This is a genomic window from Streptomyces sp. NPDC037242, from assembly GCF_055604165.1.
The window spans coordinates 35,596-55,584 of record NZ_JBVJUY010000031.1; the positions used below are offsets into that span (position 1 = coordinate 35,596).

18 protein-coding genes are annotated in these 19,989 nt (G+C 73.2%); 7 read left to right on the forward strand and 11 right to left on the reverse strand.

All coding sequences use genetic code 11. The features are described 5' to 3' along the window. Nucleotides 1–7: 7 nt before the first annotated feature. The 7 genes from ACZ7GJ_RS29700 to ACZ7GJ_RS29730 all read right to left on the reverse strand — a co-directional run bounded on the left by ACZ7GJ_RS29700 (nt 8) and on the right by ACZ7GJ_RS29730 (nt 9,590). Nucleotides 8–1,417 (reverse strand): lysine N(6)-hydroxylase/L-ornithine N(5)-oxygenase family protein, encoded by a 1,410-nt coding sequence (locus ACZ7GJ_RS29700; protein ID WP_470755988.1) that lies wholly within the window; start codon nt 1,415–1,417, stop codon nt 8–10. After that, entirely contained in the window at nt 1,414–2,814 is a 1,401-nt protein-coding gene (locus ACZ7GJ_RS29705) for a pyridoxal phosphate-dependent decarboxylase family protein (RefSeq protein ID WP_470755989.1), read from the reverse strand. Before ACZ7GJ_RS29705 ends, ACZ7GJ_RS29700 begins: the two co-directional genes overlap by 4 nt. A gap of 235 nt (nt 2,815–3,049) precedes the next feature. Beyond that, on the reverse strand, nt 3,050–5,593 hold the full coding sequence (gene pepN, locus ACZ7GJ_RS29710) for an aminopeptidase N (protein WP_470755990.1): 2,544 nt from the start codon (nt 5,591–5,593) through the stop codon (nt 3,050–3,052). A 41-nt stretch (nt 5,594–5,634) separates the two neighbouring features. Then, nucleotides 5,635–5,946, reverse strand: a complete 312-nt coding sequence (locus ACZ7GJ_RS29715; protein WP_365923758.1) for a chorismate mutase — start codon at nt 5,944–5,946, stop codon at nt 5,635–5,637. Nucleotides 5,947–6,066: 120 nt separating this feature from the next. Continuing rightward, the gene (locus ACZ7GJ_RS29720) at nt 6,067–7,215 is read right to left on the reverse strand and encodes a sensor histidine kinase (RefSeq protein WP_470755991.1); all 1,149 of its coding nucleotides are present in this window, start codon (nt 7,213–7,215) and stop codon (nt 6,067–6,069) included. 661 nt (nt 7,216–7,876) lie between these two features. Further along, nucleotides 7,877–8,533, reverse strand: coding sequence for a response regulator transcription factor (locus tag ACZ7GJ_RS29725; RefSeq protein ID WP_365923762.1), 657 nt, complete (start codon nt 8,531–8,533; stop codon nt 7,877–7,879). Between the two features lie 235 nt (nt 8,534–8,768). Then, on the reverse strand, nt 8,769–9,590 hold the full coding sequence (locus tag ACZ7GJ_RS29730; protein WP_470755992.1) for a serine protease: 822 nt from the start codon (nt 9,588–9,590) through the stop codon (nt 8,769–8,771). Between the two features lie 107 nt (nt 9,591–9,697). Here ACZ7GJ_RS29730 and ACZ7GJ_RS29735 point away from each other — a divergent pair, with 107 nt between their 5' ends. Both ACZ7GJ_RS29735 and ACZ7GJ_RS29740 read left to right on the forward strand, forming a co-directional pair. Beyond that, entirely contained in the window at nt 9,698–10,618 is a 921-nt protein-coding gene (locus tag ACZ7GJ_RS29735) for a hypothetical protein (protein WP_470755993.1), read from the forward strand. A 111-nt stretch (nt 10,619–10,729) separates the two neighbouring features. Continuing rightward, nucleotides 10,730–11,398, forward strand: coding sequence for an HAD family acid phosphatase (locus ACZ7GJ_RS29740; protein WP_470755994.1), 669 nt, complete (start codon nt 10,730–10,732; stop codon nt 11,396–11,398). Nucleotides 11,399–11,553: 155 nt separating this feature from the next. On the opposite strand, the gene ACZ7GJ_RS29745 is transcribed toward ACZ7GJ_RS29740, so the two are convergent. Both ACZ7GJ_RS29745 and ACZ7GJ_RS29750 read right to left on the reverse strand, forming a co-directional pair. Beyond that, nucleotides 11,554–12,462: an SDR family oxidoreductase gene (locus ACZ7GJ_RS29745; protein WP_470755995.1), complete on the reverse strand. Its 909-nt coding sequence runs from the start codon at nt 12,460–12,462 to the stop codon at nt 11,554–11,556. A 1-nt stretch (nt 12,463) separates the two neighbouring features. Continuing rightward, entirely contained in the window at nt 12,464–13,228 is a 765-nt protein-coding gene (locus ACZ7GJ_RS29750; RefSeq protein WP_470755996.1) for an SDR family oxidoreductase, read from the reverse strand. A gap of 56 nt (nt 13,229–13,284) precedes the next feature. Here ACZ7GJ_RS29750 and ACZ7GJ_RS29755 point away from each other — a divergent pair, with 56 nt between their 5' ends. Genes ACZ7GJ_RS29755 through ACZ7GJ_RS29775 form a run of 5 tightly spaced genes read left to right on the forward strand, consistent with a single transcriptional unit; the run spans nt 13,285 to nt 17,634 of the window. After that, nucleotides 13,285–14,040, forward strand: a complete 756-nt coding sequence (locus ACZ7GJ_RS29755) for an enoyl-CoA hydratase family protein (protein WP_470755997.1) — start codon at nt 13,285–13,287, stop codon at nt 14,038–14,040. Next, on the forward strand, nt 14,037–14,888 hold the full coding sequence (locus ACZ7GJ_RS29760; protein ID WP_470755998.1) for a CoA transferase subunit A: 852 nt from the start codon (nt 14,037–14,039) through the stop codon (nt 14,886–14,888). Before ACZ7GJ_RS29755 ends, ACZ7GJ_RS29760 begins: the two co-directional genes overlap by 4 nt. After that, nucleotides 14,885–15,607 (forward strand): CoA-transferase subunit beta, encoded by a 723-nt coding sequence (locus ACZ7GJ_RS29765; protein ID WP_470755999.1) that lies wholly within the window; start codon nt 14,885–14,887, stop codon nt 15,605–15,607. Before ACZ7GJ_RS29760 ends, ACZ7GJ_RS29765 begins: the two co-directional genes overlap by 4 nt. A 4-nt stretch (nt 15,608–15,611) precedes the next feature. Next, nucleotides 15,612–16,679: an NAD(P)H-dependent flavin oxidoreductase gene (locus ACZ7GJ_RS29770; RefSeq protein WP_470756000.1), complete on the forward strand. Its 1,068-nt coding sequence runs from the start codon at nt 15,612–15,614 to the stop codon at nt 16,677–16,679. Between the two features lie 31 nt (nt 16,680–16,710). Continuing rightward, nucleotides 16,711–17,634, forward strand: a complete 924-nt coding sequence (locus tag ACZ7GJ_RS29775; RefSeq protein WP_470756001.1) for a tyrosine-protein phosphatase — start codon at nt 16,711–16,713, stop codon at nt 17,632–17,634. An 81-nt stretch (nt 17,635–17,715) separates the two neighbouring features. On the opposite strand, the gene ACZ7GJ_RS29780 is transcribed toward ACZ7GJ_RS29775, so the two are convergent. Both ACZ7GJ_RS29780 and ACZ7GJ_RS29785 read right to left on the reverse strand, forming a co-directional pair. Then, nucleotides 17,716–19,404: a DEAD/DEAH box helicase gene (locus ACZ7GJ_RS29780; protein ID WP_470756002.1), complete on the reverse strand. Its 1,689-nt coding sequence runs from the start codon at nt 19,402–19,404 to the stop codon at nt 17,716–17,718. A 103-nt stretch (nt 19,405–19,507) separates the two neighbouring features. Beyond that, nucleotides 19,508–19,711 carry a cold-shock protein gene (locus ACZ7GJ_RS29785; RefSeq protein ID WP_112447913.1) on the reverse strand — a complete coding sequence of 68 codons (204 nt, stop codon included), beginning with the start codon at nt 19,709–19,711 and terminating at the stop codon, nt 19,508–19,510. Between the last annotated feature and the right edge of the window lie 278 nt (nt 19,712–19,989).

Below are 19,989 nucleotides of genomic sequence, written 5' to 3' on the forward strand. Positions count from 1 at the left end.
CGCGGCGCTACGGGTGCTCGACCAGCGGGAGCAGTTCGCCGGCCGGCCGGGGCCGGGTGTGTTCCCGCTGTTCGAGGCCGAAGGTGGTGAAGGCGGTGCGGGTGGGCTGGGGGTAGGGCTCCTTGCCCGTGAGGGTGTTCAGGATGGCGGCGCTGCGCCAGGCGGCGAGGCCGAGGTCGGGGGTTCCGACGCCGTGGGTGTGGCGTTCGCCGTTCTGGACGAAGATGCTGCCGGTGACGGCGGGGTCGGTGATCATCCGGTAGCGGTCGTCGATGCGGGGGCGGCCGGAGGAGTCCTTGCGCAGGTAGGGGTCGAGGCCTGCGAGGAGGCTGCCGAGGGGGCGTTCCTGGTAGCCGGTGGCGAGGACGACGGCGTCGGTGGTGAGGCGGGAGCGGGTGCCCTGTTCGACGTGTTCGAGGTGGAGTTCGACCTTGGTGGTGGCGACGCGGCCGGCGGTGCGGACGCTGACTCCGGGGGTGAGGACGGCGTCGGGCCAGCCGCCGTCGAGGGTGCGGCGGTAGAGCTCGTCGTGGATGGCGGCGATGGTGTCGGCGTCGATGCCTTTGTGGAGTTGCCATTGGGCGGGGACGAGCCGGTCGCGGACGGGTTCGGGCAGGGAGTGGAAGTAGCGGGTGTAGTCGGGGGTGAAGTGTTCCAGGCCGAGCTTGGAGTACTCCATGGGGGCGAAGGAGGGGGTGCGGGCGAGCCAGGTGAGGCGTTCGCGGCCGGCGGGGCGGGAGCGGAGCAGGTCGAGGAAGACCTCGGCGCCGGACTGGCCCGAGCCGATGACGGTGACGTGGTCGGCGCCGAGGATGCGCGGGCGGTTGTCCAGGTACTCGGCGGAGTGGATCACCGGGACGGTGGGGGCTTCGGCGAGGGGGCGCAGGGGTTCGGGGATGTAGGGCTGGGTGCCGACGCCGAGGGCGAGGTGGCGGGTGTGGGTGCGGCCGAGGGCTTCGGCTTCTCCGTCGGCGTCGAGTTGGGTGAAGTCGACTTCGAAGAGGTCGCGTTCGGGGTTCCAGCGCACGGCGTCGACCTGGTGGCCGAAGTGGAGTCCGGGGAGGCGGCCGGCGACCCAGCGGCAGTAGGCGTCGTACTCGGCGCGCTGGATGTGGAACTGCTCGGCGAAGTAGAAGGGGAAGAGTCGTTCCTTGTGCTTGAGGTAGCTGAGGAAGGACCAGGGGCTGGCGGGGTCGGCGAGGGTGACGAGGTCGGCGAGGAAGGGGACTTGGAGGGTGGCTCCTTCGATGAGGAGTCCGGGGTGCCAGCGGAAGTCGCGGCGCTGGTCGTAGAAGGCGGTGGCGAGTTCGCCCGCTCCTTGTTGGGGCAGCCCGTGGGCGAGGGCTGCGAGGGAGAGGTTGAAGGGGCCGATGCCGATTCCGACGAGGTCGTGGGGTGCATCGAGCTGGGCGGTCATCGGTGGGCGCTGCCTTCCAGGAGGTTCACGAGGGTGTCCAGGTCCCCTGCCGTGGTGTGGGGGTTGAGCAGGGTTGCTTTGAGCCACAGGCGGCCGTCGGCGGTGGCCCGGCCCAGGACGGCGCTGCCGTCGAGGAGGAGGGTGCGGCGCAGGGCGGCGAGCCGGGTGTCGTCGGCGTGGGTGGGGCGGAAGAGCACGGTGCTGATGGTGGGCGCCGCGTGGAGTTCGAAGGCGGGGTGTGCTTCGAGGAGGCGGGCGAGCTGGTCGGCCAGGTCGCAGGTGCGGTCGATGAGGTGGGTGAGGCCGTCGCGGCCGAGGGAGCGCAGGGTGGCTGCGATTTTGAAGGCGTCGGCGCGGCGGGTGGTGCGCAGGGAGCGGCCGAGGAGGTCGGGGAGGCCGGCTTCGGTGTCGTCGGGGGCGTTGAGGTAGTCGGCCTGGTGGGCGAGGGGGGCCAGCAGGGCGGTGTCGGGGACGGCGAGGAGTCCGGCGGCGACGGGCTGCCAGCCGAGTTTGTGCAGGTCGAGGGTGATGGAACGGGCGCGGGTGAGGCCGTTGAGTTTGGTGCGGTGGCGGGGGCTGAGGGCGAGGAGGCCGCCGTATGCGGCGTCGATGTGGAGGTCGGCGTTGCCGTGGCGGTCGCAGAGGTCGGCGATGTCGGTGAGGGGGTCGATGAGTCCGGCGTCGGTGGTGCCCGCGGTGGCGGTGACGAGGGTGGGGCCGGGGGTGGCGGCGAGGGCCTGGGCGAGGGCGGCGGGGTCGAGGGTGCCGGCGGGGGCGGCGACGGCTCGGGCGGGGGGCAGGCCGAGGAGCCAGGCGGCGCGGGGGATGGAGTGGTGGGCGTTGGTTCCGTGCAGGACGGTGAGGTGGGGGCCGTGGCGTTCGCGGGCGAGCAGGAGGGCCAGTTGGTTGGCTTCGGTGCCGCCGGTGGTGAGGATGGCGTCGGCGTGGGGGGTGGGGTAGAACTCGGCGGCCAGTGCGCGGGTGACCATGGCTTCGATCGCTGAGGCGGCGGGGGCCTGGTCCCAGGAGTCGAGGGAGGGGTTGAGGGCGCTGGCGGCGAGGTCGGCGGCGGCTGCGACGGCGAGCGGTGGGCAGTGCAGGTGTGCTGCGCACAGGGGGTCGGCGGGGTCGGCGGCGCCTGCGGCGAGGGTGTGCACGAGGGTGCGCAGTGCCTCGTGGTCGCCGTGTCCGTGGTCGGGGAGTACGGTGCCCAGCTCGGCCTGGATGCGGGCGGTGAGGGCGCCGGGGCCGCCGGCGGGCAGGGGTCCGCGGCGGGCGTGGGCTCCGCTGTGCAGGGCGTCGAGCACGGTGTCGAGCAGGGGGCGCAGGGCGTGGGCGCCCGCGCGGCCGCCGGCGAGCGGGGGCGGCGTGCCTGGGCCGGGCGGCGGCGCGGTCATGCGGTGTCCTCACGGGAACGGGGTGGCGGCGCGGTGCCGCCGGGTGGCGGGCGTTGCACCGCCGACGGGGCGGGCACCCGACCGGTACAACGATCAGACCCGAATGGGGTAACCGCCGGGGTTTGTCCGAATCGCTGTGCACCGGGCCCGCTCCCGTGACGCCGCCCCGCCCCGCGCCGAGCGCGGCCGGGGCGACGCCCTGGCCCTGCAGGTCGTCGCCCCGGCCGCTGTCGGGTCAGGCGGTGCGGACGCGCAGGGCTCGGGCCAGGTCGTCCAGGTGGTCCGCGAGCTTGCGCCGCAGTGCCGGGGTGAGGTCGGTGGCGGCCAGGCAGGCGTGGCCGGCCTGGAGGTTGGCCTCGTCCACCGCGTGGCCCGGGAAGGCCCAGCGGCCCGCGGCCTCGCCCATCGCGGGGCCGCGGCGGGCGGCGAGGGAGACGGCCTCGGGGTAGTACCGGGCGACGTAGTCCCGTACGAGGTCGGCCTGTTCGGGCTGCCAGAAGCCCTGGGCGGTGGCGGTGAAGAGGTAGTTGGACAGGGAGTCGTCGTGGAACAGCCGCTGCCAGGCGGCTTCCTTGGCCCGCGCGGTGGGGAGCGCGGCGCGGCAGCGGGCGGCGCCTTCCTCGCCGGTGGCGCTGGGGTCGGCGGCGAGGGCGGCGTCGATCTCGCTCTCGCCGACGGCGCCGAGGACGGCGAGCCGGGCGAGGATGCGCCAGCGCAGTTCGGGGTCGAGTTCGGGGCCGCCGGTGACGGCGCCGTCGGCGAGCCAGGCGGTGAGGGTGTCGGGCTGGGTGGCGCTGTCGATGAAGACGCGTACGGCGGCGAGGCGCATGCCCGGTTCCGCGCCGTCCTCGGTGCGCCGCATCAGGTCCCGGGCGATGGAGGTGATGACGGCGAGCGCCGCGGCCCGCTGCCCGGGGGCCACGTAGCGGTCGGCGACCTGGGTCCGGGCGAAGGTGAGTACGCCCTGGACGATGGCGAGGTCGGCCTCGGCGGGTACGTGGGCCTGGGCGGTGGCCAGGTACTCCTCGGGGTCGAGTTCGCCGTCGCGGACCATGTCGCGCAGGGAGTTCCAGACGACGGCGCGGGTCATGGGGCCTCCCCCGCTCGAAGAGCGTGGGGAGGGGTCGGCGATGCGGGACAGGCCGCGCAGGGCGGCTTCGAGGGATTGCTCGTCGAGGCGGATCTTGGCGTAGGTGAGGTCGCCGTCGTTGAGGACGAGGAGGGCGGGGCGGCGGCCGCCCACCGAGAGGACCTCGTCGCTCGGGACGTCGAGTTCGAGGGTCTCGCGCAGTTCGAGGGCGCCGTCGGGGGCGTGGTCGTGGAGGCTGGCGGCGATGCGGTGGGGGCGGCTGCCTCGGCGGTCGATGGTGAGGGTCCAGCCTGCGGCGGCGCCGGCCTCGCTCTCCTCGATGCGCGGGGTGAGGGTGTCGATGCCGGTGGTGCGCAGCCAGCTGTCGGCCCAGGCGTGGACGTCGCGGTCGGTGTGCGCGGCGAGGGAGTCGACGAAGTCGGCGAGGGAGGCGTTGGCGAACTTGTGGCGGGCGAAGTGGGTGTTGATGCCCGCGAGGAAGTCCTTCTCGCCGAGCCAGGCGACGAGCTGGCGCAGGGCGGAGGCGCCCTTGGCGTAGGAGATGCCGTCGAAGTTGAGGAGGGCGGAGGCGGTGTCGGGCACGGCGTCGGGGTCGGGCGCGACGGGGTGGGTGGAGGGGCGCTGGTCGGCGTCGTAGCCCCAGGACTTGCGGGTGACGGCGAAGTCGGTCCAGGTCTCGGTGAAGCGGGTGGCTTCGGTGAGGGTCTGGTAGCCCATGTATTCGGCGAAGGACTCGTTGAGCCAGATGTCGTCCCACCAGCGAAGGGTGACGAGGTCGCCGAACCACATGTGGGCCATTTCGTGGGCGATGACCATGGCGCGGGTCTGGCGCTCGGTGTCGGTGACGGCGGAGCGGTAGATGAACTCGTCGCGGAAGGTGACCAGGCCCGGGTTCTCCATGGCGCCGGCGTTGAACTCGGGGACGAACGCCTGGTCGTAGGAGTCGAAGGGGTAGGGCTCGGTGAACTTCTCGTGGTAGCGGTCGAAGCAGTCGGTGGTGATGGAGAGGATCTCCTGGGCGTCGGCGTCCATGTGGGGGCCGAGGGACTGCCGGCAGTGGATGCCGAAGGGCAGTCCGGCGTGCTCGGTGCGGATGCTGTGCCAGGGGCCGGCGGCGACGGCGGCGAGGTAGGTGGAGATGACGGGGGTGGCGGCGGACTGCCAGATGCCGGCGCCGTCGCTCTCGCGCTCGCCGGTGCGCGTGGTGACGCCGTTGGCGAGGACGGTCCAGTGCGCGGGGGCGGTGACGGTGAACTCGAAGACGGCCTTCAGGTCGGGCTGGTCGAAGGCCGGGAAGACCCGCTGGACGTCGTCCATGAACATCTGCGTGTAGACGTACGCCTCCCCGTCCGCGGGGTCGGTGAAGCGGTGCAGTCCTTCGCCGGTGCGGGAGTAGTGCATGCGGGCGTTGATCCGCAGCTCGTGGGTGCCTTCGGTGAGGCCCGTGAGCGGGAGGCGGTTCCCGGTGAGGGTGGCCGGGTCGACGGGGTTGCCGTCGAGTTCCGCGGAGTGCAGTTCGTCCGGCTTCAGTTCGACGAAGGTGTCGCCGGCGGTGCGCGTGGCGAACCGGATGACGGTGGTGGAGTCGAAGGTCTCCTCACCGCCGGTGAGGTCGAGGGCGACGGCGTAGTGCCGGACGTCGAGGAACTGGGCTCGGAGCTGCGCTTCGTTGCGCGTCAATGCGGACATGGGGCTCATGCTGCCGGAAAACGGCGCGGGGCCCCAGGGGACTACTCTTCGCCGGCGGCGATCGTCTCGTGGTGGCGGATGACCTCGGCGATGATGAAGTTGAGGAGCTTCTCGGCGAAGGCCGGGTCGAGTTTGGCGTTCTCGGCGAGCTCGCGCAGCCGGGCGATCTGCCGGGCCTCGCGGCTCGGGTCGGCGGCGGGCAGGTGGTGCTGGGCCTTGAGGTAGCCGACCTGCTGCGTGCACTTGAAGCGCTCGGCGAGCATGTGGATCACGGCCGCGTCGATGTTGTCGATGCTGTCCCGCAGGCGCACCAGCTCGGCGGCGGCGTTCTCGTCGATGTCGCTGTTGTTCATGGTCCCCGAGAATACGCGGAGGTCCGCGCTGGTTCCTCGGCCAGTCGGCCAGTGAGACGGAACCTGGCCGGAACCCGCCCCGGAGCGTGCGCTTCCCCCTCCTCCGCCGCCGGACAGGCCCTACAGCGGGAGGATCGCCGTGATGAGCCAGCCGCCTTCGGGGGCCGGGCCGGCGGTGAGGGAGCCGCCGAGGGCCTCGGCGCGCTCGGCCATGCCGGCGAGGCCGTAGCCGCCGCCGCGGGCCTGGTCGGAGAGTTTGGCGGGGCGGCCGCCGTCGTCGGCGACGCGGACCTCCAGGCCGGCGGGGACGGTACGCAGGCCGATCCGTACGGCGGTGGCGGTGGCGGCGTGCTTGCCGATGTTGGTGAGGGCTTCGAGGACGATGCGGTGGGCGGTGGCGGCGACGTGGGCGGGGAGCCGTTCGGCGAGGTCCTCCTGGATGTAGAGGACGACGGGCGGCCCGGTGACGGCGAAGCGCTGGGCGAGTACGCGGATGTCGGCGAGGCCGGCGACGGGGGCGGTCGCGGCGCCGGCGCCGTCGTTCTCGCGGAGGATCTTGACGAGGCGGCGCATGGAGCCGAGGGCCTCGTCGCCGGCGGTCTCGATGCGGCCGAAGATCTCCTCGGCGCGCTCGGCGGAGACCTTGGTGAACCGGGCGGCGCGTGCCTCGACGACGATGCCGGTGACGTGGTGGGCGACGAGGTCGTGGAGCTCGCGGGCCAGTTCCAGGCGTTCTGCGGTCCGTACGGCGCGCAGGTCGCGGACGCGCTGGACGGACTGGAGGCGCAGGAGGAGCGAGTACGCGCCGACGACGACGGTCAAAACGGAGAAGAGCAGCGTGAACCGGCCGGGGTCGGTGTCCCGGACGGGTACGGCCATGCAGCCGAGTCCGAGCAGCGGGCCGAGGACGGCGGCGGTGCGGGCGGGGGCGCGGAGCAGGACCTGGGAGAGCAGGACGAGGAGGGCGATGGCCTCACCGCCGCCCCAGACGACGATCGGGTGGTTGCCGAAGACGAGGAGGAGGGTCGCGGTCCAGGTGACGGTGGCGGCGAACCAGGCGCGGCCGAGGAGGGGGATGCCGGGCCAGGGCGCTGCGCTGAGGCAGACGAGGATGCCGGAGACCCACACGGCGGCGTGCGGCGCGCTGGGCTGGCGCGCGAGGACGACGCCTTCGAAGGTGACGAGCGCGAGAAGGACGAGGGAGAGCAGCAGCCGAATCCAGTCCGCGGCCTGCGGATGCCGCCGCGCCCACGTCGCGAGCGGACTCATCCGCCGGTCCCCCTGCGGGGGGCTGTGGAGGTACGGGCCACCGCGCCGCGGGTCCCCCTGCGGGGAGCTGCGGGGATACGAGCCACCCCGACGCGGACCGCACCTGCGGGGGCCGAGCCCGAGCGGGCAGCTGCCGGGCGGGGCGCCGCCGTACGGGCCGCACCCACGCGGGGCACACCTGCGGGGGCCGAGCCCGGGCGGGGCGCCGCCGTACGGGCCGCACCCACGCGGGGCGCACCTGCGGGGGCCGAGCCCGGGCGGGCAGCTGCCGGGCGGGCCGAGCCCGGGCGGGGCGCCGCCGCACGGGCCGCATCCACGCGGGGCGCACCTGCGGGGGCCGAGCCGGGGCGGGCAGCTGCCGGGCGGGCCGAGCCCGGGCGGGGCGCCGCCGTACGGGCCGCACCCACGCGGGGCGCGCCCACTGGGGCCGAGCCGGGGCGGGCCCAGCCGAGTCGGGCCACTGCCGGTCGGGCTGCCGCGGCGCGGGCCGCACCCGCGCGGGGCCGGCCGGGGCGGGTCGCGGCGCGCCCCGTTGCTGGGGCTTCGCCCGGGGCCCCGCGCCTCGGGCGCCGGCGGGGTCGGATTCGGCCGGCGCCGCCGGGCGCGCGGGCACGGCGGCGCCGGGGCAGGGGCCGGCCGGGAGCACCGGTGGGGGCGGGGGTCACGCCGGGCTGGCGGCCAGGCCGCTTTCCCAGGCCCAGGCGGCGATCTCGACGCGGTTGCGGGCGTCCAGCTTGGCCTGCACGTTGGCCAGGTGGGTCTTGACGGTGGAGAGGGAGACGAAGAGCTCGCCCGCGATCTCCGCGTTGGTCAGGCCGCGCGCGAGGCAGCGTACGACCTCGCGTTCCCGGTCGGTCAGGGGTTCGACGGGGCGGCGGGCGGCCTGGGCGGCGGGGATGCGGGGTGCCATTTCGCGCAGCAGCCGGACCGTGATGGCGGGAGAGACGAGCGAGTCGCCGACGGCCGCCGCCCGGACCGCTTCAACCAGCATGGCCGGGCTCGCGTCTTTCAGGAGGAAGCCGGACGCGCCACCGTGGAGTGCGGCGTGGACGTACTCGTCGAGGTCGAAGGTGGTGACGATGACGATGCGCGGGCTTTCCTGCCCGGAGAGCCGCCGGGTGACTTCGAGTCCGTCGAGCTTCGGCATGCGGATGTCGAGGAGGAGTACGTCCGGCCGGTGCGCGGCGACGGCCGCGAGCGCGGCTTCACCGTCGATGACGTCGGCGACGACCTCGATGTCCGGCTGGCTTTCGAGGATCATCCGGAATCCGGTCCTGACCATTTCCTGGTCGTCCGCGATGACCACTCTGATCGTCATGCGCTGCCTGCCCCACTGTCGCCCGCTGCCTGCGCTTCCCCACCCGGTGGGTTCTTCCCATGGGACCTGCGCGCGCGTCGGCCCGCAACCGCACCGCGGGCCGTCGGAGGGGTGTTGCGAGGCGGGGACAGCGGTGTTCCAGCCTCGCGGTACTGCATCAGACCCTACGTACGTTCGGGGCACGGCACCTCGTCCTTCCGGCCCGGATCTCGGGGGCCGGAAGGACGAGACGGGCTCAGAGGCCGGCGGCCGCGCTCTTGATCGCGGCGGCGAAGGTGGAGACCTCGGTGTAGACGCCGGGGTAGTCGGGCCGGGCGCAGCCCTCGCCCCAGCTGACTATGCCGACCTGGATCCAGGCGTTCGCGCTGTCGCGGCGGAACATCGGGCCGCCGGAGTCGCCCTGGCAGGTGTCGACGCCGCCCTGGTCCAGGAAGCCGGCGCAGATCTCCTCACTGGGGACGAGGGAGCTGCCGTACGCGCCCTGGCAGTCGGCGTCCGAGACGAAGGGGACGGTGGCCTTCTGCAGGTACCGCTGCTGGCCGCCGCCCTCGCGGGTGGCGCCCCAGCCGGCGACGGTGAAGGTTCCGTTGTCGTACTGCTTGGTCTCGGCGATCTTGAGGGTGGGCAGGTTGATCGGCTTGGCGAGCTTGATCAGGGCCCAGTCCTTGCCGGTGCCGTTGTAGCCGGGGGCCTGGAGCACCTTGGTGGACTTGACCTTGATGGCGCTGGAGCTGTTGAGGTCGACGACTCCGGCGGTGGCGGTGATGGTGGTGTTGTTGCCGGAGCGGCTGACGCAGTGCGCGGCGGTGAGGACGATCTGCTGGGTGTAGAGGGCGCCGCCGCAGCCCATGGAGAGCCTGACCATGAAGGGGAACTCGCCCTGGGCGGCGCGGGTGCCGCCGACGACGGGTACGGGGGATGCCGTGGCGCCCGCGGGCTGGAGGCTGACGGCCGCGAGGGCGACGGCTCCGACGGCGAGGGTGCGCTTGAGGAATCGGGCAAGGGTGGACACAGTCGACACACTGCCTTTCGTGGGGGGTTGGGCCGTGCGCGTCATCGGGTAAATGACGCGTCCATGTCACACCGCCCACGCGAGGGAGAACAAGAACGCGTTTTCGGACAACTTCGGGCGCCGGCGCCAGGGTTTGCCGCGGGGAGGCCCGTATGACGCAGAACAGCAGGCACAACAGCCCGATCCAGCACGGATTTCCACACCTGGACGCCGTACGCGCCTCGATCACCACACTGCTGCGGCGGCTCTCCTACGAGGGCGTCCTCGCCTACGCGGCCCCCTTCGACCCCGCCGACGCGGCCTTCGACGACACCGAGGACCTCCACCTCGGCGCGCACCGGGTGGCCTCCGCGATGGTCCGCGCGCTGCGGCTGCCCGACGCCCGCATGGTGGTCGGCTTCCGGCCGATGGCGGAGGCGGCGACCGTGGAACTGGCCGCCGGACCGGAGTACTTCATCGAGGTCAACGACCGCTTCCGCACCCACCGCCGCGACCTTGCCGCCGCGCTGGCCCACGAGGTCACGCACGTCCTGCTGCACCGGCTGGATCTGCGCCTGCCCACCACCGCGGCCGACGAGATCCTCACCGACACCGCCGCCGCCTACCTCGGCGCCGGCTGGCTGCTGCTCGACGCCTACCGCGAGGACGCGCTCACCCACCAGAAGCTCGGCTACCTCACCCCGGAGGAGTTCGGCTACGTCCTGGCCAAGCGCGGAAGCCTGTTCGGCGAGGACCTCTCCGCCTGGTTCACCAGCCCGCAGGCGTACGAGGCCTACGTGCGCGGCCGCGCACTGGCCGCCCGGGACCTGCGCCGGGCTCCGCTGGCCGCGGCAGGCCGCACCGAGCGCCGCCGCTACGCCAGGGACCGCCGGGCAGCCGCGACCGCCGGGTCCGCCGGGCCCGCCACCTCCGCCCCCGGGAGCGCAGCGGCGTACCGCTTCGAGGGGCACGGCGCCGGCCTGCGGGTGAGCTTCCCCTGCCCGGTGTGCGAGCAGCGCCTGCGCCTGCCGGTGCGCGGCCCCGTCCGGGCCCGGTGCGGGCTGTGCCGCACCGTCCTGGAATGCGATACGTAGCGGGGGTTCACCACCCGGCCACGAAAAGTTACTTACCAGCCAGTAGACATGGGGGCGATCACTGTCCACTCTGGTCGCGTACATGCCAATGTGACCGAGGAGCGTCCCCCCATGCGCAGCACCCGCCGCACCCGTTCGACCCGCACCGCCACCGCCGTGGCCGCCGCGACCGCCGTCCTGGCGCTGGTCCCGGCCGCCGCCGCCCAGGCCGCCCCCGCCGCCACGCCTGCCGGGGTGAGCGCGAGCGCATCCGCCCCCGGCGGCAATGCCGCGATCCTCGGCATCGACTACGCCACCTGGCAGCGCGACGTCGCCACCGTCATCGACGCGGCGCGCCCCGCGATCGAGGCGCGCATCGCCGCCGCGCCGGCCGGTGAGCGGCCCGCGATCGTCCTCGACATCGACAACTCGTCGCTGGAGACGGACTTCCACTGGTTCTGGACCTTCCCGACCCCCGCGATCGCCAAGGTGCGCGAGCTGACCCGGTACGCGAACGACCGCGGGGTGGCGATCTTCTTCGTCACCGCCCGGCCCGGGATCGTGTACTCCCTGACCGAGCGCAACCTCAAGGCCGTCGGCTACCCGGTCTCGGGGCTCTACGTCCGGGACCTGCCCGCGCTGTTCGGCCAGGTCAGCGCGTACAAGACGGCCAAGCGGGCCGAGATCGAGGCGCGCGGCTACACGATCATCGCGAACATCGGCAACAACGAGAGCGACCTCGTCGGCGGCCACGCCGAACGCACCGTCAAGCTCCCGGACTACGGCGGCAAGCTCTCCTGAACGCACTCCCGCGCAGACACCTCCGGGTTACTGCGGTTCAGTGAGTGGACGCAGTGGGTAGTGATACCTCATCGCACGAGTCAGGGATCCGGGCCCGACCCCTCGCCAGGGGGCCGGGCCCGGCGCCTTTCCCCCGGTTTCCCCCGGTCAGGCCGTCAGCGCGCCCCGTACACCGGGTGCGGCGGCTCGGCGGCCGCGAGGAGTTTCGCCGCCGCCTCCCCCGCCTCCGCCGGGGTCCACCGCGCGCCCCGGTCGGCGGTGGGGCCCGGGCGCCAGCCCTCCATCACCGTGATCCGGCCGCCCTCCGCCTCGAAGACCCGGCCGGTGACCCCGGCCGAGGCGTCGGAGCCGAGCCAGACCACCAGCGGGGACACGTTCTCCGGGGCCATCGCGTCGAACTCCCCCGCGGCCGGCGCCGTCATCGTCTGCGCGAAGGTCTGCTCGGTCATCCGGGTCCGCGCCGCCGGGGCGATGGCGTTGACCTGGACCCCGTAGCGGCCCATCTCGGCGGCGGCGACCAGGGTCATGCCGAGGATGCCCGCCTTGGCCGCGCTGTAGTTGCCCTGTCCCACGGAGCCCAGCAGCCCTGCCCCGGAGGAGGTGTTGACGACCCGGGCCGCCGCCTGGCGGCCCGCCTTCGCCTCCGCCCGCCACCAGGCCGCCGCGTGCTTCAGCGGCAGGAAGTGCCCCTTGAGGTGGACCCGCATCACCGCGTCCCAGTCGTCCTCGTCGAGGTTGACGAGCATCCGGTCGCGCAGGAAGCCCGCGTTGTTGACCAGGGTGTCGAGCCGGCCGTAGGCGTCGAGGGCCGCCGCCACGAGGGAGGCCGCGCCCTCGGTCGTCGCGATGTCCCCGCCGTGCGCCACGGCCTCGCCGCCCAGCGCCCGGATCTCGGCGACGACCTGCGCCGCCGGGCCGTCCGGGCCCGGCAGCCCGTCGAGGCCGACGCCGAGGTCGTTGACGACGACCCGGGCCCCCTGCGCCGCGAAGGCCAGGGCGTGGGCCCGGCCCAGCCCCCGCCCCGCGCCCGTCACGATGACCACCCGGCCTTCAGCAATGCCCATGTCAGCTCTCCCTGTTCACAGTTGCCGCATCCAAAAACGCCGGGCGCTCCCCGCCCCCGTGCACCAGCAGGCTCGCCCCGCTCACGTACGCCGCCCGGTCGGAGGCGAGGAACACCGCCGCGTCGCCGACGTCGGAGGGCTCGGCCAGCCGCCCCAGCGGGACGGTCGCGCCGACCGCCGCGATGCCCGCCTCGTCCCCGTAGTGCAGGTGGGACAGCTCGGTCCGCACCATGCCCAGGACCAGCGAGTTCACCCGTACCTCGGGGGCCCACTCCACGGCCATGGAGCGGGCCAGGTTCTCCAGGGCCGCCTTCGCCGCCCCGTACGCCGCCGTGCCCGGCGAGGGCCGGGTGCCGCTGACGCTGCCGATCATCACGACCGAGCCGCCCGCCTCGCGCAGCCACGGGTAGGCGGCCAGCGAGGCCGTCATCGGGGCGAGCAGGTTGAGCTCGACGACCCGTGCGTGCCGCTCCGCCCCGCCCTCCCCCAGGAGCCGGTACGGGGTCCCGCCCGCGTTGTTCACCAGGCAGTCGAGCCGCCCGTACCGGGTCCGTACGGCCTCGAAGAACCCCTGCACGGCGGCCGGGTCGCGCAGGTCGACGGCCGTGAAGGAGGCTTCGCGGCCCCCGGCGGCCACCGGCGCGTCCGGTGGCCGCCGGGCGCAGACCACGACCTGGGCCCCCGCCGCGAGGAACGACTTCGCGATCCCGGCGCCGACGCCCCGGGTTCCGCCGGTGACGACGACAACCCTCCCGTTGAGCTCCATCGGCTGCTACCTTCCTCACCTAACAAATGTTTGGTGGAAAGGTAGCTGATCCGCTCATGGGTGTCTCCACCTCCAGCCCCGACAAGGGCATCGCACTCGTCACAGTCGACTTCCCGCCCGTCAACGCGCTCCCCGTACAGGGCTGGTACGACCTCGCCGACGCGCTGCGCGCGGCCGGCCGCGACCCCGAGACCCGGTGCGTCGTCCTGGCCGCCGAGGGCCGCGGCTTCAACGCCGGCGTCGACATCAAGGAGATGCAGCGCGACACCGGCCACGCCTCGCTGATCGGTGCCAACCGGGGCTGCTACGAGGCCTTCGCCGCCGTCTACGAGTGCGAGGTGCCGGTCGTCGCGGCCGTGAACGGGTTCTGCCTGGGCGGCGGCATCGGCCTGGTCGGCAACGCCGACGCCATCGTGGCCTCCGACGACGCGACCTTCGGGCTGCCCGAGCTGGACCGGGGCGCGCTCGGCGCGGCCACCCACCTGGCCCGCCTGGTCCCCCAGCACCTGATGCGCACCCTCTACTACACCTCGCGCACCGCGACCGCCGCCGAACTGCACGCCCACGGCTCGGTGTGGAAGGTGGTCCCGCGCGCGGAACTGCGCCCCGCCGCCCTGGAGCTCGCCGCCGAGATCGCGAAGAAGGACGGCTACCTGCTGAGGCTGGCCAAGGCGGCCATCAACGGCATCGACCCCGTCGACGTACGCCGCAGCTACCGCTTCGAGCAGGGGTTCACCTTCGAGGCCAACCTCAGCGGCGTCGCCGACCGGGTCCGCGACACCTTCGGGAAGGGACAGGGAGGAACGGCATGACGGACAAGAGCATGACCCCCGAAGAGGTGGTCGGGCAGTTGCGCAGCGGGATGACCATCGGCATCGGCGGCTGGGGGTCCCGGCGCAAGCCCATGGCCCTGGTGCGGGCACTGCTCCGCTCCGAGATCACCGATCTCACCGTGGTCTCCTACGGCGGCCCCGACGTCGGGCTGCTCGCCGCCGCGGGCCGGATCCGAAAGCTCGTCGCCCCCTTCGCGACGCTCGATTCCATCCCCCTGGAGCCGCACTTCCGGGCCGCCCGCGAGCGCGCCGCCTTCACCCTCACCGAGCTCGACGAGGCCATGTTCATGTGGGGCCTGCACGCCGCCGCGAACCGGCTCCCCTTCCTCCCCGTCCGCGCCGGCCTCGGCTCCGACGTCATGCGGGTCAACCCCGAGCTGCGCACCGTCACCTCCCCCTACGCCGACGGCGAGGAGTTCGTCGCCGTCCCGGCCCTGCGCCTGGACGCCGCCCTGGTCCACCTCAACCGCGCCGACCGGCTCGGCAACGCCCAGTACCTGGGCCCGGACCCGTACTTCGACGACCTGTTCTGCGAGGCCGCCGACGCCGCGTACGTCTCCTGCGAGCAGCTCGTGGAGACCGCCGAGCTTTCCAAGTCCGGCCCCCCGCAGTCCCTCCTGGTCAGCCGGCACTCCGTCACCGGGGTCGTCGAGACCCCGAACGGGGCGCACTTCACCTCCTGCGTCCCCGACTACGGGCGCGACGAGCCCTTCCAGAAGCTGTACGCGACCACCCCCTGGCCCGAGTTCGCCGAGCGCTTCCTGTCCGGCGCGGGCGAGCACGACTACCAACGGGCCGTCCGGGCCTGGCACGAGGAGCAGCAGTGACGAGCCGTGCGGAGTACTGCGTGATCGCCTGCGCCGAGGCCTGGCGCGACAACGGCGAGGTGCTCGCCAGCCCGATGGGCCTCGTGCCCTCCTTCGGGGCGCGGCTGGCCAAGCGGACCTTCTCCCCCGACCTGCTGCTGACCGACGGCGAGGCCATGCTCGTCGGGCTCGACGGCACGGCCGAGGGCTGGCTCCCGTACCGGCGCCACCTGACGATGGTCACCGGCGGGCGGCGGCACGTGATGATGGGCGCCAGCCAGATCGACCGGTTCGGCAACCAGAACATCTCCTGCATCGGGGACTGGGAGCGGCCGGCCCGTCAGCTCCTGGGGGTGCGCGGGGCTCCGGCGAACACCCTGAACAACCCGGTGAGCTACTGGATCCCCAAGCACTCCACCCGGGTCTTCGTCGAGCGCGTCGACATGGTCTGCGGGGTGGGCCACGACCGCGCGGAGGCGGCCGGGGTGACCCGCTTCCACCGGCTCCCGCGGGTGGTCAGCGATCTGGGCGTCTTCGACTTCTCCGGCCCCGGCCACTGCATGCGGCTCGCGTCCGTGCATCCGGGGGTCACGGTCGAGCAGGTCCGGGCGGCCACCGGTTTCGAACTGGCCGTCGCCGAGGAGGTCCCGTACACGCGCGAGCCGACCACCGAGGAGCTGCGGCTGATCCGCGAGGTCATCGACCCCAAGGGCCTGCGCGAGCGCGAAGTACGGGCCTGAGGCCATGGAGACGGCATTCACGAAACTGGTCGGGACCCGCTACCCGATCGTGCAGACGGGCATGGGCTGGGTCGCCGGCCCCCGGCTGGTGTCCGCGGCGGCGGGCGCGGGCGCGCTCGGCATCCTGGCCTCGGCCACGATGACCACGGAGCAGCTGCGCTCGGCGGTCCGGGAGGTCAAGTCCCGTACGGACGCCCCCTTCGGGGTCAATCTGCGCGCGGACGCCGGCGACGCCGCCGAGCGGGCGCAGCTGATCATCGACGAGGGCGTACGGGTCGCCTCCTTCGCCCTGGCCCCGTCCAAGGAGCTGATCGCACGGCTCAAGGACGCGGGCGTGGTCGTGATCCCGTCCATCGGGGCCCGGCGGCACGCGGAGAAGGTCGCGGCCTGGGGCGCCGACGCGGTGATCGTGCAGGGCGGCGAGGGCGGCGGTCACACCGGCGACGTGGCCACGACCGTGCTGCTGCCCCAGGTGGTGGACGCGGTGGACATCCCGGTGGTCGCGGCCGGCGGGTTCTGCGACGGGCGCGGCCTGGTCGCGGCGCTCTCGTACGGGGCCGCCGGCATCGCGATGGGCACGCGGTTCCTGCTGACCTCCGACTCCACCGTCCCGGACGCGGTCAAGGCCGAGTACCTCAGGGCCACGGTCAAGGACGTGATGGTGACGACGGCCGTGGACGGCCTGCCGCACCGGATGCTGCGCAGCGAACTGGTCGAGTCGCTGGAGCGGGCGGGCCGCGCCCGGGCGCTGGTCCGCGCGGTGCGGCACGCGGCCGGCTTCCGCAGGATCTCCGGGCTGACCTGGTCGCGGATGGTCCGCGAGGGTCTGGCGATGAAGCACGGCAAGGACCTGTCGTGGAGCCAGGTGCTGCTTGCCGCGAACACCCCGATGCTCCTCAAGGCGTCCATGGTCGAGGGCCGTACGGACCTCGGCGTCATGGCATCGGGCCAGGTCGCGGGGGTGATCGAGGATCTGCCTTCCTGTGCGGAGCTCGTCAGCCGCGTCATGGCCGAGGCACAACAGGCACTCGAAGCACTGCACGCGTTCCGCACCCTGCCACCAGCAGGGTGATCCACCTTCTCCTCCACAGGAGTTGCCACCGATGAGCCGTGTCCGAATCCGCCTGGCGACCGCGGTGCTCTCTTCCGCGCTCGCCATCGGGGCGCTGCCCGCCGCCGCGTACGCCGCGCCCGCGGCCGTGCCCGCCGCCGCCCGGCACCACCAACAAGCAGAAACGATTCGCCAGATCCCCCTCCAAGGCGCGGTCAACGTCCGCGACCTGGGCGGATACCGCACCTGGACCGGCGGTCAGGTCCGCCAGGGACTGGTCTACCGCTCCGACGCACTGAGCAAGCTGACCGCAGCGGACATCACCACCGTCTCCGGTCTGGGCCTCACGAAGGTCGTCGACTTCCGCATCCCGATGGAGCTCCAGTACGACGGCGCCGACCGGCTGCCGGCCGGCCTGGCCCCCACCTCCCGCCCGATCAGCGACCTCGGCCTGTACGGGACCCTGGTCGGGGCGATCTCCAGCGCCGACCCCGTGAAGCAGGAGCAGATGCTCGGCGGCGGCCGCGCCGAGGCCTACATGCGCGACATCTACCGCACCTTCGTGACCAGCCCCGAGAACCGGGCGCAGTTCGCGGCCACCGTGCGGGAGGCCGCGGACGAGCGGCAGGGACCGCTCCTCTACCACTGCACCTCCGGCAAGGACCGGACCGGGTGGATCAGCTACGTGCTGCTGCGCTCCCTGGCCGTCCCCGAGAGCGCGGCCGCGGGCGACTACCTGGCGTCGAACACCTTCCGCGCCGCCTACGACGCCCAGGTCCGGGCCGGGCTGAAGCAGTCCGGCCGGATGCAGAACCCGGACCTGCTGATCCCGCTCCAGGAGGTCCGCCAGGACTACCTGGACGCGGCGACCGCGCAGATCGAGGCCGACTACGGCAGCTTCTACGGCTACCTGACGAACGGCCTCGGCCTGGACCTGCGGACCCTGGCGAAGCTCCAGGCCAAGATGGTCCGCTGACCGTCCCCGCACACGCGAGAACGCCGGGCGGCGCATGTGCGCTGCCCGGCGTCCTCGTGTGTCTGCTACTGCCGCATGGCGTCAGGCCGAGCGGCGGCGGCCCTGGCCGGCCTGGCCGACCCGGCTGCGGGACGAAGCCCCGGCCGCACCGCCGGAGGGGGCGCCACCAGTACGACGGCCGCGCTCGCCGGAACCCGCGGCCCCGCCACCCTGGCCGCCCTGGCCCCGGCGGGCCTGGCCCGACCCGGACGCGGGGGCCTGGCCGGCGCTGCCGCCACCGGAGCGGCGGCCGCGGCCACCACCGGCGGCCGGGGCAGCGCCCGTACCGGAGCCCGTACGCGGACCGCCCGAGCGGCGGCGGGCGCCGCCGGATCCGCCACCGGCCTGGCCGGCGGAGCGCTGGCGCGGCGGGGTCGGCTGCGGCACGTCCAGGACCACGGGGATGCCCGAGGGCTCCTTGGCGCCGGTCAGCCGGGACAGCTCCTCGTCGGAGGACTTGATCTGCGCGGTGCGCGGGGAGATCCCGGCGTCCGACATCAGACGCGTCATGTCGCGCTTCTGGTCGGGCAGCACCAGGGTGACCACGCTGCCGGACTCGCCGGCGCGGGCGGTACGGCCGCCGCGGTGCAGGTAGTCCTTGTGGTCGGTGGGCGGGTCCACGTTGACGACGAGGTCGAGGTCGTCGATGTGGATGCCGCGGGCGGCCACGTTGGTGGCGACCAGCGCGGTGACCTCGCCCGTCTTGAACCAGTCCAGCGTGCGGTTGCGCTGCGGCTGCGAGCGCCCGCCGTGCAGACCGGAGGCGCGGACGCCGTCCGCGAGGAGCTTCTTGACCATGCGGTCGACCCCGCGCTTGGTGTCGACGAACATGATCACCCGGCCGTCGCGAGCGGCTATACGCGTCGCCACGGCCTTCTTGTCGGTCTCGTCCATGACGTACAGGACGTGGTGCTCCATGGTGGTGACCGCGCCGGCCGAGGGGTCGACGGAGTGGCCGACCGGGTCGGTCAGGAACATCTTGACGAGCTTGTCGATGTTCTTGTCGAGGGTCGCCGAGAACAGCATGGTCTGACCGTCGGCCTCGACCTGCTTGAGCAGCGCCGTGACCTGCGGCATGAAGCCCATGTCGGTCATCTGGTCGGCCTCGTCGAGGACCGTGATGGCGACCTGGGAGAGGTCGGCGTCACCGCGGTCGATGAGGTCCTTCAGACGGCCGGGGGTGGCGACGAGCACCTCGGCGCCGCGGCGCAGGGCGCCGGACTGCCGGTTGATCGACATGCCGCCGACGACGGTCGCGATGCGCAGGTTGACGGACGTGGCGTAGGGGGCCAGGGCGTCGGTGACCTGCTGCGCGAGCTCGCGGGTCGGTACGAGGACCAGCGCGAGGGGCTGCTTGGGCTGCGCGCGGCGGCCGGCGGTACGGGCCAGCAGGGCCAGGCCGAAGGCCAGGGTCTTGCCGGAGCCGGTACGGCCGCGGCCGAGCAGGTCACGGCCGGCGAGCGAGTTCGGCAGCGTCGCGGCCTGGATCGGGAACGGCTCGGTGACGCCCTGGGCGGCGAGGGTCTTCAGCAGCGCCTCGGGCATGTCCATGTCCTCGAACGCGGCGACCGGCGGCAGGGCCGGGGTCAGCGGTTCGGGCATGGTGAATTCTTGGGGCCTGGCCACGGGGGCGGACTTCTGCCGTCCCGCGCCAGCCTTCGGACGTCCCTGGGCCGCACCTCGACCCCGGGTGGGGCGGCGGCTGGGTCGTGCGGAGCTGGAGCTGGTCATGCGAGAAAGCCCTCCTGAAACCGGCAGGTAAAACAATTGGTCGAAACAGCAGACACGCCGGGGCCCGCACCTGTTCGGTGCGGACCCCGGCGTGTTGAATGCCTTAGGCGGGGAGGATGTTCTCCGCCTGGGGGCCCTTCTGGCCCTGGGTGACGTCGAAGGACACGCGCTGGCCCTCGTTGAGCTCACGGAAGCCCTGGGTGGCGATGTTCGAGTAGTGGGCGAAGACGTCCGGGCCGCCACCGTCCTGCTCGATGAAGCCGAAGCCCTTTTCCGAGTTGAACCACTTCACGGTGCCAAGTGCCATTTTAAATCTCCTGAATAGGCGGCAAAGGGCCCCATCCGGAGATTCCGGCAAAACAATAAAAGCGCCTGAGGAACATTCCCGTCAGGCGCACATAAAGTTCATGGGTACCACAACTGCAACGCCTCTAAGCTAGCACACGTCGGTCGGGGGCGGTGGCGGCGACCATGTGACCCGCACCTCGCCCCCACCCCGGCGGGGGCGGCGCGGCCCCCGGGAAGTCCCACCCCGCCCGAGCCGAGAACGCCCCCCTCCCCCGCCGGGGCGGTGTCCACCCGGCG